Annotated in this window: 13 protein-coding genes; 2 read left to right on the top strand and 11 right to left on the bottom strand. The window is 37.6% G+C overall.

The window, feature by feature from the left end; all coding sequences use genetic code 11:
• Nucleotides 1-37 precede the first annotated feature (37 nt).
• The 7 genes from BMX21_RS16445 to BMX21_RS19460 form a co-directional block, all read right to left on the bottom strand.
• The gene (locus BMX21_RS16445) at nucleotides 38-892 is read right to left on the bottom strand and encodes a PP2C family protein-serine/threonine phosphatase (RefSeq protein ID WP_092046012.1); all 855 of its coding nucleotides are present in this window, start codon (nucleotides 890-892) and stop codon (nucleotides 38-40) included.
• 15 nt (nucleotides 893-907) lie between these two features.
• Nucleotides 908-1,444 carry a hypothetical protein gene (locus BMX21_RS16440; RefSeq protein WP_092046010.1) on the bottom strand — a complete coding sequence of 179 codons (537 nt, stop codon included), beginning with the start codon at nucleotides 1,442-1,444 and terminating at the stop codon, nucleotides 908-910.
• A 25-nt stretch (nucleotides 1,445-1,469) separates the two neighbouring features.
• Entirely contained in the window at nucleotides 1,470-3,164 is a 1,695-nt protein-coding gene (locus tag BMX21_RS16435) for a serine/threonine protein kinase (protein WP_092046008.1), read from the bottom strand.
• Nucleotides 3,165-3,718: 554 nt separating this feature from the next.
• Nucleotides 3,719-4,201, bottom strand: a complete 483-nt coding sequence (locus tag BMX21_RS16430) for a hypothetical protein (RefSeq protein ID WP_092046006.1) — start codon at nucleotides 4,199-4,201, stop codon at nucleotides 3,719-3,721.
• An 839-nt stretch (nucleotides 4,202-5,040) separates the two neighbouring features.
• A complete protein-coding gene (locus BMX21_RS16425) occupies nucleotides 5,041-5,445 on the bottom strand; it encodes a hypothetical protein (RefSeq protein ID WP_143057277.1) in 405 nt (134 codons plus the stop codon).
• Nucleotides 5,446-5,750: 305 nt separating this feature from the next.
• Complete coding sequence (locus tag BMX21_RS16415; RefSeq protein WP_143057276.1) at nucleotides 5,751-6,848, bottom strand: hypothetical protein; 1,098 nt, start codon at nucleotides 6,846-6,848, stop codon at nucleotides 5,751-5,753.
• Between the two features lie 69 nt (nucleotides 6,849-6,917).
• Nucleotides 6,918-7,064: a hypothetical protein gene (locus BMX21_RS19460; RefSeq protein WP_177174084.1), complete on the bottom strand. Its 147-nt coding sequence runs from the start codon at nucleotides 7,062-7,064 to the stop codon at nucleotides 6,918-6,920.
• Nucleotides 7,065-7,651: 587 nt separating this feature from the next.
• Between BMX21_RS19460 and BMX21_RS16410 the strand changes: the two genes are divergently transcribed.
• Entirely contained in the window at nucleotides 7,652-8,197 is a 546-nt protein-coding gene (locus BMX21_RS16410) for a helix-turn-helix domain-containing protein (protein ID WP_022755991.1), read from the top strand.
• Entirely contained in the window at nucleotides 8,176-9,009 is an 834-nt protein-coding gene (locus BMX21_RS16405) for a hypothetical protein (protein ID WP_022755990.1), read from the top strand. Before BMX21_RS16410 ends, BMX21_RS16405 begins: the two co-directional genes overlap by 22 nt.
• A gap of 67 nt (nucleotides 9,010-9,076) precedes the next feature.
• Here the strand turns inward: BMX21_RS16405 and BMX21_RS16400 are convergent, their stop codons facing one another.
• The 4 genes from BMX21_RS16400 to BMX21_RS16385 form a co-directional block, all read right to left on the bottom strand.
• Nucleotides 9,077-9,337: a hypothetical protein gene (locus BMX21_RS16400; protein WP_092046000.1), complete on the bottom strand. Its 261-nt coding sequence runs from the start codon at nucleotides 9,335-9,337 to the stop codon at nucleotides 9,077-9,079.
• Nucleotides 9,338-9,372: 35 nt separating this feature from the next.
• Complete coding sequence (gene essC, locus BMX21_RS16395) at nucleotides 9,373-13,956, bottom strand: type VII secretion protein EssC (protein ID WP_177174083.1); 4,584 nt, start codon at nucleotides 13,954-13,956, stop codon at nucleotides 9,373-9,375.
• 225 nt (nucleotides 13,957-14,181) lie between these two features.
• The gene (locus BMX21_RS16390) at nucleotides 14,182-15,441 is read right to left on the bottom strand and encodes a hypothetical protein (RefSeq protein WP_092045996.1); all 1,260 of its coding nucleotides are present in this window, start codon (nucleotides 15,439-15,441) and stop codon (nucleotides 14,182-14,184) included.
• 15 nt (nucleotides 15,442-15,456) lie between these two features.
• Entirely contained in the window at nucleotides 15,457-17,475 is a 2,019-nt protein-coding gene (locus tag BMX21_RS16385; RefSeq protein WP_092045994.1) for a CHAP domain-containing protein, read from the bottom strand.
• Nucleotides 17,476-17,518 lie beyond the last annotated feature (43 nt).

Raw genomic sequence — 17,518 nt, 5'->3', positions numbered from 1 at the left:
AGTTTTCTCTATAATCATCAGTATATCTTATTTACTGTCAAATTGCATCCCGGGCTCTTATTAGAATTGCGGATATATTATCTTTTTCACCTTCGTATTTGAGCTTTTCAATATGGTCCTTTAATACGCTTTCTATTTTATTGTCCAAATCTTTACCAGAGCTTAAATCGGAATTCTTATCATAACCTGATACGTTCATGATCCTGACCATATCATTTGGAGAAGTCTTGCGCCAGAATCCGTCGCAGCACAGAAGGAATGACTCGTCCCTTCCTATGATCCCTCTGGAAAAATATGGATCAAGCGCCCCTACAGCTCCTATGCACTGGAGGAGGACACTTTTCATAGGGCTTATCTGTGCTTCTTTAAGTGTCATACGCCCTTCGTCCATCTGTTTCTGGACATAGGAATGGTCATGAGTGATACAGGAAACCTTTTTATTGGTATACTTATATATTCTGGAATCACCTATGTTCATGGCAAGGTATTCTCTTCCGATGATGATGATCATACATACAGTGGTTCCTACACTGGCGCGCTTCTGGATTCCGTATTCCATGAGCCTTTCATTCATCTGGGTAGAGATATAGGTCCAGTTGCCTTTGATAAGCTCGATGGGATCATATCTGTTATCACTGGATTCATCCAGTTTTCTGGTATCATCTTCATTGGTAAGGATACCGGGAAGCTCATTATAGAACCAGTCTTCCATCCTCCTGACATATGAAGCACTGGCGATCTCTCCAAAAGACAGACCACCGCAGCCATCGCATATAAGGCCAAAAGCGATACGTCCATGTTCTTTGGTCATGGCTACTTTTAGCATCATCGCGTCCTGATTTATTTCTTTTACTGTCCCTTTATCTGTTACTAGTCCGGTTGTAAAAAACATTTATTAGCTCTTTCTTTATTTATTGTTAGTAATATACACCTCGTCCTTCTCAACAACGAATGAACCATTATTATCAAAAGACTTAGAACCTTCCGCTTCAAGAAGTACAGTTTCTTCGCTGTCCATAAGACCGATTGGCATTGTTTCATGTTTTCTTTCGTTTTGAGAAGGATCTGCATTATAGTCTGATTGCTTCATGGGCATTGTCTGCATCTGTCCTATATTCTGAGTTATGTTGGAATCCATAAAGCCGGCATTTTGCAATACTCGCGCTCCGGGAGCGACATTGGATCCATCAGACAGGCCTTCTTCTGTTTCTCTTTTGGCCATTTTCTCTATTCTGGCCACTTCTTTTTTGACACCGATTCCTGTAAGAACTATTATTTCGTGCCTTATGTGCATTTTGAACCACAGGAAAACCGAAATTACGAAAAACACTGCTGCCACGCCCAGTAAAATATAGGCTGTCCTGTGATACATCATGGAGGTTTTACTAATCGTCTCAACGCTCGCATCGCCGGCAAACAGAACATATAAATTATTGATATTCATAACAAACTTAATCCTTTATCTATTTTCACTCTTTACTAAAAGCTCCTTCAACAGCTTTATATGCAAGATCAAGATTCTTGTACAGATTCTGTTTGAGAGGATTGATCCTGTCTTCATCCTCAGCTGTAGCTATAATATCTGTTTCGAGTCTGTCACTTATATTATCAAGCTGAGCCATCATCTCTTCATATGTGATACCGGCCTTTTTGAATTTGGTAGCATGCTTGTTGATCTGGGCTACCATCTCTTTATAGACCATGAGCGCTGTTGTGGTATTGTCCTGCGTTGCTATATCTCCCGTAGTTATCTCCACCATATCTTCCCAGTACTGGGCATAACTTACAACTTCATCGCCGCTTGGACGTGTCCTTCCGATATCCGAATAGTATGAAGCTATCTTGCCTAGTCTTTGAGCCCTTCCTACCTTGACCTCGTCAAGTGTCTCAGATGCCATGGCTATATTGAACCACTTGGTTGACATAGGCTTGTTGCCGGCTCCGTCATAGCAGTAAAAATACGCAAGCGCAAGCCTGTATGCAAACTCATCATATGCTTCCGAATTGGTAGAGAGCATCTCCTCATAGGTTCTCTTATCATCGTACTTGGTAATAAGAAGCTTTCTTAGCTGCTCTTCTTCCTCAGGAGTAAATACATCATCCATAAGATAAGACTGATTCAGAAGCTCTATAAATGCAGTACCATCGGTAGGATCTAATGAGATAGCTTCTTCGTATTTCTCGATCTGCTGGGAGACTTCAGGCCTGCTTCTTGCTTCTTCAAGATATGAATCGTAGCTTTCATTTCTGATCTTGCCTGCAGATGTCATAAAATATGCCGCTGCAGTAGCGCTGAAAACTGTAATAAAAGATGTGATGCCAAACATTGCAACTCTTAGCCTGGCTCTTTTTCTATAATTCTTATCAAGCTCACTATAGTGTTCGAGATCATACATAACCTCGGCACTTGACTGGTATCTGTCTTTGGGATTGAGCTGGGTGCATTTAAGTATGATCTTCTCAAGACCTGCCGAAAGGGACGGATTCCACTGTCTTATGGGATACATCTCATAGGGCGCTTCACAGGGATTATGACCTGTGACCAGATGATACAATGTTGCTCCAAGGTTATAGATATCCGTCCTTTCGTCAGTCTGGCCTCTTCCGCCAAACTGCTCCGGTGCGGCGTAGCCTCTTGTACCAAGGCATGTAGTATCTTCTATGCTGTCCTGTTTGTAGGTTCTGGCTGTTCCAAAGTCGATCAGGGTGATGGTTCCGTCAGGTTTTAACATTATGTTGGCGGGTTTTAAATCTCTGTAGATGATCGGCTGCGTCCTTGTATGTAGATAAGACAGAACATTGCACAGCTCCTTGGCCCACTCTATTACCTTGTCCTGTGGCTGAGCACCGTACTCGGCAAGGGTTCTGTAAAGGGTGTTGCCTTCTATATAGTCCATAACTATAAGGAAGCATTCATCTGTGTCTATAACATCGACAATACTGGGAAGATACGGGTGTGAGAGCTGTTTGAGCATATCAGTCTCCATGACAAGGCTCTGTTTGACTACTTCATAATTTTTGACTCCGTTTTTCCTGACTTCCTTGATAGCCCAGGGTTTATTGGCTCTTTCATTGATCGCAAGATAGACAGTGCTCATACCTCCCTGTCCGATTATACTCAGTATCTTGTATTTTCCATCAATAAGTGATCCGATCTGTAACATAAAAACCTCTTATCTTTTCTAAAGCAGTTAACGATTATTTATTCAAGCACCACTTGGACGACGCAGTATCACCAAAGGATTTACGGTGACGGGCAGTATATAGATCATTGCCATGCTGTTAATCGTTTTATAATTCATGGCATAATATCTGGCGCTTTCCATTCTGGGGTCCAAACTCGCTTCGCTCAGACAGGTGGACCCCGGGCAGAATGGAAATCTCCATCTATCATGCTCATGAATTTAATAAAACGATTAAAAAGCATGGCAATGATCTATATACTGCCCGTCACCGTAAATCCTTTGGTGATACTGCGTCGTCCAAGTGGAAGGTTTGAATTATTAATATCTAAACTGTTAACTGCCAGAAAAGATTTATTCCTAAAAAACAATGATTTAGATATGATATTATGTCATTCCTGTGCGATTAATTCAAGTTAACAATATGAATATACATGCTAAGCTGTTATCTCACTTTCATCCTTTTCTATATCATCTATATCTTCTTCAACACCTGCCTTCGAAGGCTTTATCTTATAATAATATATTTTTTTCTTTTACTCATAGTCATTCGTTGCTTCCTTAAGTGCAGCTTCCTCCCAATAATCATGCATATCCCTTGGATCATATGTTCCACTTTTTACAACCCACCCTATACTCAACATAGCATCAGTAAAATCCACATAATCTATGTTGTCAAATAATATTCCACCATATAATATTTGATATTCTAGTGAATCCTTGTTTGTAAATGAATCCGAAACATGTTTACATGTTGCATCAGTCCAAACTCCTGTTTCTCTCATTATTATAAGCAGACCTTCTTCCTCCCATCTTATAATAGTATCAGTATATAAAGGATTTATTGTATTATCAGTATTGTCTTCTTGAGAACCATAACCAAACCAGTTTAACATTAGTTGTTGTTGTATTGTTTCTTGCTCCTTCTGATATAAGTATGATTTTACTGAATAATAGATGATTACGCTGACAATACTCGTCAAGAAAAGGCATATAAATATTATTTTTTTCTTATTCATAGCTATCGGGTCTCCGTATTTGTTTTCTTCTCTTTTTCATCTGAGTTATCAGAAGTATCAATCTCTTCTATATCGTTATCCTTCTGAGTACTACTGTATACTGGAACCACCAATATTAGGTGTTATTCCTGTAAAAAATGTCTTAAAAAAGGACAGAGTCCCAGATATGTCTACCCGGGACCCTGCTGCTATCTTTATAGCAAAACTTCTGACTCGAGCATTTCCCCAAATGCTCATCCCCTCTTTTTCCATACCAACGGATGTAACCTAATTCATCTGACATTACTTAAGGTAGTAAGTCTGTCAGTTTTCGGAGTAGCCTCTTATGAAGGCTACTCCTATGAACCGCTAATAATAAATTTCTTGGGTGATTTACTATTACGTTTCACTTACTTGCAGCAGGCACAAAGCTATAATGTCATTACTTTTCGGTCCATCTAAGTGCCGACTGCACGTTCACTATACAATGAAAAAAATAGCCTGTCTCAATTTTCCGACAGAATGCACATTTCACCCGACGAAATGCATTTGGGGGTCAATTTTAAGTGTAAATCAACAATGTATTTGGTCAGTCAAAACGCCAAAAAGAGGTAATGCCAATTTTGACATCACCTCTTACCGTTGTGTTTATAAATCTTTAAACTCGTCAAGCTCACTTTGGTAAAGCGCGTCTCCATCCATCATCTCTGCAGAATCATAGTCAGACACATTATCCTGAGCCTTTTTAGAATCATTATTACTTTCATCTTCCGTAATATCTTCTTCAGAATCTGCTATAGCGCCATCTTCCTGATCTTTAACTGCTTCTTCTATAGTATTTTCACTTTCTCACCAAAAAACTAAAAATCTGCTCCCCAATGACACTTTTCTGATGTTATTCTTCCATCAAGATAAAAATTCCTTTTGATTCCTCCATATTCAGGGTCTCTTACACTTACTGAAACATATTCTTCATTCCATTCGATAGAGACTCTGTTGTCCATATGCCTCTTTACAAGCTGATCTGTGGACATTGCATCAAGATACTCTCTTGATATTTCTCCATTGGGTCCATACAGAATACATATGCAATGATATTCATAATCTTTTAAATATCCTATCTGATAAAACGATACATAATAATCTTTATCCAATGGATTGTGTACGATTTTTACTTCTCTTCTTCCTAGCTTAAGAAACGCAATTAGGGAAATAAATAAAACTATTCCCACAAAACAACCTATAGTAATAAGTTTATTTTTCATTTCTACCATCCTATACTCTTTAAATGTAAATGATTTAATAGCGAATTATTATTGAGCAGAATATCCATCAATATATCCGTAAGCATCATCTCCAAAAGTATCCATCTGGTCTTTCACATATAGGCATAGAACAAAATTCCTAAAAGCATGCCGCAGCCTGCAAGAAGACAGCCTATTGTTGATAAGGCTACCAGTATTACCCCTTTTTTTCTCATAATCCGACTTCTTATGCGATTTTATCAAACAGCTTATTTTACGGCTTTTTGCATACTTCCCACTTTTTGGATTTATTTGGATTTTATATGTCACATTATTTCTTCGGATAATCCGATTTCTTCTCTGCGCTTTTCAAGGCGCTCTTCAACTTCGCTACGAGGGCAGGTATTAACCCCTGCTTCGTCAAAAGTCTGCTTGTATATGGATGAATCTTCATATATTGAATCATCATCTATTATTCCGTCATTATCATACTTATAATATGTCATAAAGCCTGTTTTTTCGGAGTCAGTATAGGGTGCTTTTTCATCGAATACATATTCCTCAACCTGCATTTCGTTCCAGTCATCAGATGAGCAGTCAAGTATCAAACCCTTATTACCTTTTTCTCTTACGTAATCATCCATATCCAGGTAGTAATAATAGTTATAGTACAGAACCCAATCCGCATTCTCATCCAAAAATCCAAATTGTTCTGTAAGTACTCCGAGATACGCTCCTACAGTATTTACACTAACATATCCATACTCATTAATACTTGTGTACCAGTAATGTGCTGTATATCCATAATACTTTGCAACCAGTTTTCCATCTATATCCTTGATAACCCATTCATCCAAGTATTCTTCTGATTCCTCATATTCATCGTTTTCAAGTCCAGGAAAGCGAACTTCCACAACAAGTTCTTTTATACCATCATTACCACAGTCAATGTACTTAGATTCAAAAGTTGGATCACCTTTACTATCATCATACTTGTAACAAGAAGCTAATGACCCTTCAATCAGTTCATCAACGGTATAGCCTTCGCCATAATTCAAATTCTGTTGATAATGATAAGGTAATATATCATCTTCTTCATTGAAATATACCTTTTCAGAACCATCGATGAAAGCTTCATACAGCTCACTGTTATCTAAACTTGCACTCTCATCACTGTCTTCATCGTCACTACTTTCATCCAATGTAGCATCGTCTGTATTTTCCTCTACAGAAGCGTCCTTGGTAGAAGCATCTTCCACTGATTCTTCTGTGCCAGCTTCATCTTTCTCCACGGAAACATCCTCTTTTGAAACTTCCGTTGCTGCTTCATCCGCTTCAAGACTTATCTGAGAGCTGTCGCATCCAGATAAAACAATAGTTGCTACCATAGCTCCTGCTATAGTTTTAAAAAACTTATTCTTCATTTCTTTATACTTCCATTCTCGGTTCCCAGAACCTAATATTTTTTCAAAATTGTGATAGTGCATTTTCATTTATCCCATGCTATCTTCAGTCAGGCTTCCTATAGCATCTTCTGTTTCCAGCTTAATATAAGTCGCTGCCGTCTCAAGGCTTGACTTGGACTCACTTTCCATATCATCTACCATTCTCATTACAGTAGCATAATACTTATTGATCATATCCTTCTGAGCACTACGGTATACTGGAGCCACCAATATTCGGTGTTATTCCTGTAAAAAATGTCTTAAAAAAGGACAGGGTCCCAGAATATATTTACCCGGGACCCTGCTGCTATCTTTATAGCAAAACTTCTGACTCGAGCATTTCCCCAAATGCTCATCCCCTCTTTTTCCATACCAACGGATGTAATCTAATTCATCTGACTTTACTTAAGGTAGTAAGTCTGTCAGTTTTCGGAGTAGCCTCTTATGAAGGCTACTCCTATGAACCGCTAATAATAAATTTCTTGGGTGATTTACTATTACGTTTCACTTACTTGCAGCAGGCACAAAACTATAATGTCATTACTTTTCGGTCCATCCAAGTGCCGACTGCACGTTCACTATACAATGAAAAAAATAACCTGTCTCAATTTTCCGACAGAATGCACATTTCATCCGACGAAATGCATTTGGGGAGTAATAAATCAAAAAAGAGCCAGCCTTCGTGATATGATAAAAAAAGCAGAAATATCCATCATAATGATTGATAAATATGATTGATTATCCATCATTTTGATGATATTATTCCAGTAGGAGGTATTGATATGAAGAGAGAATATATTACTCCTACCAATTTAGCCCCGGAAGAATTTAAAGATATCAGACTCAAGCTATCTATGACCCAGGCAGAGTTTGCTTCTTTTTTGGGATGCTCCAGACCTACCATTGAAAGGTGGGAGGAAGGAAAGTCTAAAATCTCAGGTCCGGTGATAACATTACTGGAGCTTATTAAAAGAGATCTTACAATTCCAAAGAAACTGGAAATTCCAGAGGACAGGTTGAAACTGCGCCTGTATTACATGTACAGATCAACGGTTTGCACTATCATCGACATTGATGAAACTAACCGTAAAGTAAAAATAAAAAATTACATTGATAATCCGCAGATGCGAGCGTTTGGAGTAAATACCGAGCCGAATTTTGAGGAATATGAGGAATTCATTGAATCCAGGTGTTTTCCAAGAAGCAGAGACAAAATGAAACTAGAACTAAAGCGCTTGGATATCCCATTTTATGATCCTATTTTAATCATCGAAAAGACAGAAGGCCGGATGGCGGAGGATGAGTTTTGGATAAAGATAGACAGGTAAATAACTCAGTGGAATTATTTGAATATGATCTGCAAGATGATGGCAGAAATTCATCCAAAGGAAATCAATTAAAATGGAAAAATAATGGCATCTGGTATAAAGCAGATTATCTTGGATATGAAGGTCTAGCTGAATATGTTGTGTCAAACTTATTGATAAAATCAACATTAAGGCCTGATGAATACGTTATCTATGAACCTATAAACATAAAATATAAATCGATAGCATATACCGGATGTAAAAGCAAGGACTTTACAAATGGATGTCAGATCACTACATTAGAAAGGCTTTTCAAAAACCAATTTGGCGATGGACTGAATAAAGGAATTTATTCAATTGCTGATCACAAAAATAGACTTGAATTCATAGTAGACCAAGTTGAAAGAGTTACCGGAATCAAAGACTTTGGTATATACATGAATAAATTACTGACTATAGATGCCCTGTTTCTGAATGAAGACAGGCATACGCACAATATCTCAGTTGTGATAAGGGATGGGAGATATAGTTTGTGCCCTATATATGACAATGGAGCATCGCTATTATCTGATATAAAAATGGATTATCCTCTTAACACAGACATATATGATGAGATAAAAAATGTTAAGCCCAAAACTTTTTCTGATAGTTTTGATGAGCAATTAGAATTGTCCGAAACTCTATACGGCAATAATCTGTATTTTAATTTTACTGATAAAGATATTGATAATATCCTTATCAAAGCAGATATATACTCTGACGATATCAAGAAAAGAGTTAAGGATATTATCATAGAGCAAAAGAGAAAATATTCATATCTATTTAAAAAATAGATTTATCCATCAAAATGATGAATAAAACAGCAATTAATATCATCATTTTGATGGAATACGCGATTGATTATAATTTTTTCAAGTCACTCAGATATATCTCGTAAACTTCCTTGATACTTTTACCCATTTGATTTGGAAAAAGCATCTGTAAATAACAGTTTCTGAATAATCTTTCTGGGATGTCTGCTACAGATTTATACTTACCTGAATCATGCTCGCTATTGTTGCACCCATAAACAATTGCATTAAAAGCATCTTCTATTTCCTGATCACTATATAAGTTAATGAATCCATAAATAGCTGTACTCTTTTTTACATATTCGAGCATTTTCTCCTACTACTATCTATTTCTTTTTTGCTTTTTCAAGCCGTTATTTCATTCTCTTCTTCCACTTTGATATTATCCATTTTTACTGTACGCAACTTAGTAATATGGCTTCCTTCAACGAAGTATCCTTCATTAGTTGTAAGCGGCTTTGAAAATTCTCTTGATACCGTCATTGATACATCTACATTCCTCTGTTCGTCCAAATTGCAGAACATCATGAAACGAAGAGCATCTCTTGCAGTTTTAATACATTGTGCAGCACCATATCCAAGACTGACATTTGGAATCTGGCCCATGATTATGCACATTCCCAACTGTCTATAATTACTTGTAAGCCTTGTAAACATCTGCAATGCTTCTTGGTTGTTATCAATTGCATTGTATGAATCCTGATTGTTAATAAACAGAACCATAAGACCATGCTCGTCTTCAATATCCTTACCTGCAAGTTTGTTCTTATATCTTTCTGCCATAACCATTTCTATATCTTTGACAAAGTATGGAGCATTTCCTGGATTCAATGTATACAATACATTGTCTTCATATTTCTTGGTCCATTCAAAGTGCTTGTCAATTCTGTCTACTATACGTATCTCAACAGGATGTTCTTTTCTTCTTGAAAGCAATGTTGAAATAATATAGTCCTCAACGTCGTAAAGACCGTGCTCTTCTGAACCAGTCATTCCAAGGAAATCATTTGTCATCAGATCTAATATCTTAAGATCCGTTGTAAGGTAGTCCATACCAACAGCAATCTCATATGGAAGCTTGTTCCTGTATCCAATTTCTTCGAAATATGCATCATCAACTATATTCGGCATTACAGGGATACGACTAATCTTAGAGTCTTTGAATTTCTCATTCACTGATTCTATGTATTCATCAATGATCTCAATTCTCTGACTGTCATTTTCTGCATCAAATGCTTCAAATGTCTGGCCTTCATAGATTGTTCTATCAATTGATATAAGGAATCGTCCCGGTGTATCATCAGGCTCCATCTTACACTTTTCAAATAGAGTCGAATATTCCTGAGATGAAGCACAGTGGTATGCCAACATCTGACCAAAGTTGGCAAGATACTTGTAACCCATTCTGGATGCCTGCGTTATTGTTGTAACTACGGTTATTCCAACGCTATTTCCATCTCTGAACAGCATCAGGAAAATATCTACATATTTTTCATATAGTTCTTTCAGATTACCAAAGTTATCGATCATCAGAATTATCTGCGGCAGATCTCTGTATCCACTTTGTCTGTATATACTGTATGAACCATATCCACTTTCAGCCAGAATCTTCTTACGCTTCTCAACTTCTTCTGTGATCATCTTAATAAAGGTCTTAAGCATGTCATCGTCTCGAGGAGTAATGACACCAGCTACAAACTTGAGCTTCTCAAATTTCTTAAGAATCATGGATGCAAAATCAATGATATAAATGTTTACATCCTGTGGAGTATACAGCTCACATACTGATCTTATTATCAGCTGAAGAAGGCTGGTCTTTCCTGATCTTGATGATCCTGCAACCAAAACGTTGTTCATTGTAAGATTAAGCTCAGTTAGCTTTTGTACCTGATTATCCGGGTCATCATACATTCCCAAAGGAATACGAATGTCACTTTCGCTCTTAACAAATCCATCAAGAGTAAATGGTATTTTATTATCAATAGGTGGAAGACAGATTGGTGGCATTTTCGCAATTTTCTTCCTTTCACAGTATTCGTGAATGTGTGCGACAATGGCATCCATCTGGGTTTCAGCTTCTTCCTGTTTCTTCTTTTCCTGATGGTAGATTATCTGCCTCTGACCTGCCAGACCTACCGCCTTTAAATCAAACTCTTTTTGTTCATCAACGCCAAGCATAGTTGCGGGCGCTCCGCTATACGCTGACTGAAATAGCAGGAATAATTCGTTATTACCTACTTCAAGGTAAGCACGTCCAGGTTCCTTGATATCTGCTGCAAGCGGCGATTTAAGTACTTCTTTAGAGTCTGATGCATCCTGAACTTTAAGACAGAGCTTAAATTTAGAGTTACTCCAAATCTGATCATTTACGACACCTGCCGGTTTCTGTGTCGCAAGAATCATATGAACACCCAGTGATCGACCAATTCTGGCTGTACTGATCAACTCTTTCATGAATTCCGGCTGGTCTGTTTTAAGTTCGGCAAACTCATCGACGATAAGAATAAGGTGAGGGAGCGGTATCTTAGCTGTTCCTGCCTTAAAGAGTTTGATATAATCATCGATTCGGTTAACATCATATTTGGCAAAAAGCCTCTGACGCTTCATCAGCTCTGCCTTAATAGACTTCAGCGATCTGTCTATCTGCTTACCATCAATATTAGTAATAGCTCCGTTCAGATGAGGAAGATCGCGGAACTGGTTGGCCATACCACCACCTTTAAAGTCGATGATTACAAAACTAAGCTCATATGGATGGAAAAGAGTTGCCAAAGAAAGAACAAACGTCTGCAAAAGCTCTGATTTACCGGAACCTGTAGTTCCCGCAACGAGACCATGTGGACCATGTGCCTTTTCATGTATATCAAGACTAAGTACACTTCCATCTGCTGTAACACCAATAGGCGCAGCCATGCTTTGTGTTATATCCGAGCTACTCCATCTCATATCCAGATTAAGATCATATGCACTCATAACATTGAGCAGCGTAAATAGTGACATGTTCTTGGGCAGAGAACTGTCAATATTGATCTCTTCAACATATACAGGTGCCAGTTTAATTGCAGCCTCTGAAACCTGGCTTAAAGATAATACAGGATATGAGAATTCCTGAACTATTTCTGCTTCTTCTACATCCTGCAGGGTACCTTTGTTATTCTCGGAATTAAGAAATATTACCTTATTTATTGCATAATGTATCTGCTCGGAATACTCATCAAGAAATACGAATGTGCATCCGAGACTCTTTGCTTCTTCTGCGAATTCAGTAACAGGATGACCATTTATTTCTTCTGACCTATAAACAAAAACTACAAAATGTAAAAACTGTACATTGTTATTCTTTTCGTTTTTCCTTGCATTAAGTTCAGAATAAAGGTACTGTAATAACCTTTTCCTTGAATCCTCATCATAGGATATAAAACGAATTCCACTTTCATCATTTGTCATATGCGGAATCCATCTGGTCCACCCAAAGTCAGCAACATCCTTTTCCTGAATGATCAAAAACATATGGACCTGATTGAAAAAGTGCTGTGCAGCAATACTGATTATAAGATTGTATAGAATATTACGAAGCCCTTCTCTGTGACCAACAATTCCAAGTGCGTTTATATCCTTAAAATTAACCGTAACAGGAATATCTTCCATATATCTGTATTTATCATGTGCTTTCTCTGGATAATCCATAAGCGGATCATTAATTTCAATATAATCATGTTCCTTGAATTCAACCGGTCTTAAAGATTCTACTCTTCCAACACCAATTCTTATATTAAGATAATCTTCCTGATCCTGGTCCTTTTCAAAAAGGTGAGCATCAAAATCACGAATACGATCTACAGCCTCGATTACAGAAGGGTTCATGATCGTCAGAATTTCCTTTTCCTGATCTCTTGCCTCTTGAACTTCCTTTTCCTTTCGGTCCATGTAAGCTTCGTATTTTTCGTATCTTTCAACTTCTTTCTTACGCTGCTTCTTCTTGCTTCTAAAGAAGTTAATTATGGTCATAATAAGGCTCACGCCCATCATAGCTCCCATATATAACGCGAACTTGGCTCCGCCCTTGAAAACCATGCTTCGTAATCCGACCATAATAACAAGAGAGGTCAGCATAGGTAGTATTGTCCAAAAAAATTCTTTTTCATCTCCCGGTGTTTGCTCCTGGGGATCTTTAATTTCCAGTTTTTCAGATGGTACTTTATACTGAAGTCTGAAGTTTCTTACAAACCTCGGGTATTTAAGCTCATTATTCGACTGCTTAATATGCTCACAGTTAAAAGAAGTGGTAACATTTCCATCATCACTTACATACCACGATCCATCCCTATAATAAAAATCATGTCCATATACTGATAGAAAACTATTTTCAGTAAAAATAGCATTATCCGTTCTTACCGGGAATCCATTCACAGATACAGCAAAAGGAGCATGTGATATATCAAGCTTATAAGCGCATCCCTTCGCAGTTTCTTCAGCTGAAACTGAAAGATAACTCTTGCCAATCATAGGATCACTTATTGTAATCTCACATCCAGACATTGATCCCATCAAGAACTGCCCCTGTTTCGGGATATTTATCTTCATATTGTAATCTTTGGAATGTATACCAAAATCATATGCGAATTCAATATAAAGGAATGAAATGCCTGAGTCTTCATAATTGACTGATATACGATCTCCAATGTTAAGGAAATGAACTTTCTCCTTAACAGATTTTTCTGTGCTAAGATCTACCTTTCCAGATACTGTAAGAATATATTTATCTTCCTGTTTCAAAATATCCAAACGGAAGTCTTCGAAGAATCTGCCCTTTCCAAATCTTAACTGGCATTCTTTTGTATTACCTATTGAAAGCGAAGGCTTATTCTCGAGAGATATCTCTTTGTAAAATTTATTGCTATAAATAATAACGCTGTAATTCATATTCATATTCATCCTCATCAATAATATGTAGACTGAATTGTTTATTAGTAATGGAACATAAATCAGATTTTTTCTAAAAATACGCTAAAGCTTACATCATTATATATTTTTTTACGTTTTGTTGGTTTAACATCCGACCAAATGCATTTTTTATACGACGAAATGCATTTGGTCAGTCAAAACGTAAAAAAGAGGTAATGCCAATTTTGACATCACCTCTTACCGTTGTGTTTATAAATCTTTAAACTCGTCCTGATGATCCAGGATATAACCAATAACGTTGTCTGCTGTCATATCGTCAACGTTCTCGCCAAGCCAATCGGTTACTTTGACTTCAGATACAGCATAGCCTTCATCCCATTCGTTAACATAGCCCATACATAATAAGGCAATGGAACTATCTCCATCTGACAGGATAGCTACCATATCTCCAAGTCCATCGCTATCCACATCCCAGAATTCTATCTCTTTAACATCGCCATACTGCTTTATATCAACATCTTCAGACTTTCTAAATCCAAGATACGCAACACAGGTAACCTCATTATCATCTATTATCTCAACAGACAAACCATTACTTGTACTGATGACTGCGCAGGTAACTGTGCCTGAATTCTGATATATAGGGGCATCAATAATTTTTACAGCATTCTCTTCCCAGAGTTCACGATTGGAAACAAATCTATATGGATTATCAGAATCCCCTGTTTCTTGAAGCGTGATACGTCTGTTATTGGTCTGGCATCCAGTATGTATAACTACCTGTATCAGATCTCCATTCCTTACGCCTTCCTGGCAAAATACATCTTTATCATAAGCATCACTTACTTGTGAAAACAAAATGTCATATTCTTCGACATAGATAAATCCAGATACAGATGAAACGTCAAAATCTGTTATGCCTGTTTTGCTTTCTACAAATGCTCTGACATCATCTCCTGATAAAGCTATAAGATCATATTCAACCGAATCATAATCACCGGCTTCAAGATATGCATCTACCGCATCCTGTGAATACTCACAATTTGCTATACCGGCACCATAAGCAAGTACATATCCCCAGTCAATGTGTTCTGCGTCTTTGAAAGATGCCTGCGTAAATCCATAATTATCTTTTTGATCTAGAAACAGTTCAAACTCATCAAGTTCATCTTGAGAAAGAGAATTTCCATCCATCATTTCTGCAGAATCATAATCTGAAAGCTCTTCAGTAGATTTATTAGATGATGTTTCGTTTGAATCATCTTCGCTTTCATCTTCCGAAGATTCTGTAGTAGACTCATCAGTAATAACATCTTCATCATCTTTTGAAACTTCTTCTATGGAATTGTCTAATGCTCTGCCATACTCATCTTCTGAAGTATTTTCCACAGAACCTTCCGTACCGACTTCATCATCCGAATCAAGAATAAGCTGTGCACTATTACATCCGGATAAAAATGTGACTATTACCATAGCTCCAGTTATGTGTTTTAATAAGTTCTTTTTCACTTTGTTCTACCCTTTTCAATCATCATCTGTTTTATAATTAACATTATCTGAACAAGAAGTCTTTTCATCTCTGTCCATATCGACAAAACCTTCAAATTTGGTTCCAAATTCTTCCTTTGTAAGTTTGTAAGTACGGCCACCAACATGATCTGTATTATCGCCCGTGTTTCCCTCGATAGTTCTTATTGTATATGTACCATCTCCATTATCTTCAATGCTTGCTATGAATCCAACATGACCTCCTACCTGTTTTCCATCCTTATCATATCTCGGTCTATAGAAAACATCGCCTGCTTTCGGAATATAATCTGGGTTATAATTTTCTGATCCTGGATTTCTAACATCATTATAGATTCCTAAGTCAATAGCATTCTGCCTGATCTCACTAGTCCTAGCAGTATATGGTAAAGTTGTATCACCAGCCATAGCTAAGCACCAAGACACAAATGATGCACACCAAGCATCATTATCAACATTAGTGAACATTCCAAATGGTGTTCCGTTAGTTAATCCGTTTTCTTCTACTTCGTAAAAACCATTCTGTGCTACAGCCCATCTAACCCAGTCGTCTTTTTCTGTTACACTTGAACCATCTAAATCTAAGTGCGCCTCATTTCCATATTTTTCTTGAAGTTTACTAGCAGCAACAGCTAAAAGCGCCGCCATCGTCTTTTCATCTACGTATGTTTGTTCTCCGTTTTCGCCAAATGGACACAGGGTAAGACCATAAGCATCACCATATTGCTTAATAAAATCCATTACAGCCTGAGCTGTTTTGGGGCCATATGAACCATCAGCTCCGCCAACGTCCATTCCAGCAAGCTGAAGTAGTCTCTGAATAAGCTTTACCTTATTATGATCTTCCGAACCATATCCCACAGCGCCTTCAGGGACTTCAACTGTTTCTTCTACTTCTTCAATTTCTTCTATATCTTCAGCAGCAGTTCCATCTCCTGTTCCCTGAGATCCGCTGTTATCAGTCTGGTCATCTCCCTGATTATGCTCTTTAAGGTACTTCTTTATTGCCTCTATGATTGTTTTAGCCAGTTTCTTTCCAAGGATTGCTTTGGGTATTGCAAGTCCTGACGGTAATCCTGCTGCCAATATTGCTGCTATCTGTGCTGCTGTAAGACCCATTTCCAAAAGGATTGCCTTTTGCTGTTCTTTTGTCAGTTTTATAAATTCCAGCTCAAGTTCTGCCTCTGTTAAGTCTGATATATCAACCTTTTCTTTTCCAAACAGGATCTTTAGAATAGCCTGTATCTCTTTTATTCCGAACTTTCCACCAAGTTCTATGGCTTTGAGTGCTTCGATAAATTCTACGATATCTCCGCCACCCATTTTTATTGTTTTTCCGTTATGCAAACAGAATGGATCAAATGGAACAGGTACTGCTGATGGAATTGCTTCCATCAGTTCTGTGGCCAATGTATCATCCATCTCTCTTACTTTACTTTCATATATACTAACTGCATTATTAAACATCTTTGTTCGATCAGCAACATTCTGCGCCTGCTCCTTGATCGGTTCTGTATATGATGTGTAATCAAATTTTGCTTCAGGTGTTTCAAGCTCTGAAAGGATATTTTCTACAGTCTCTATATTTCTTTTTACGTTAGCCGCATTCTTTCCTGCCACATCCATAGCTGCTTTAAGTACATCACAGCTTCCTCTGTCACATAATAGCTCTCCGCTACACTCTGCTGAATCAGTCTCTGAGGGCAGTGATCCATCTTTGAATATCTGAGCAAATTCATTGCAGAAATTCTTGGATTCATAAGCTGTATTCTGAGCTTTCTTTATGGCTGTATTTATTGCATCTATCTCTTTCCATGTCTGTGGCATTTCCTTATATACAAGTTCTCCAAGGAGTTCTCTTGCCATATCTCCGTCTTCGCCTTCCCAGACTTCTTCTGTCATGGAATTCAGATCATTTCTTGCATCATTTATTACCTGCTCTGTGGCAGTCATTGCATTTTCCTGCTGCTTCTGCACTTCCTTGAGCTGGTCTAGATTCCATTTTACTCTACTCATATTAATTCTCCATTAAAACTTTTTCCTATATTATTTTGATTAT

Origin of the sequence: Butyrivibrio sp. TB, assembly GCF_900110805.1 — a bacterium.
Classification (GTDB): Bacteria; Bacillota; Clostridia; order Lachnospirales; family Lachnospiraceae; genus Butyrivibrio; species Butyrivibrio fibrisolvens_C.
Note: the sequence above shows the minus strand (reverse complement) of the source record. Positions and strands in the feature narration are given on the sequence as shown.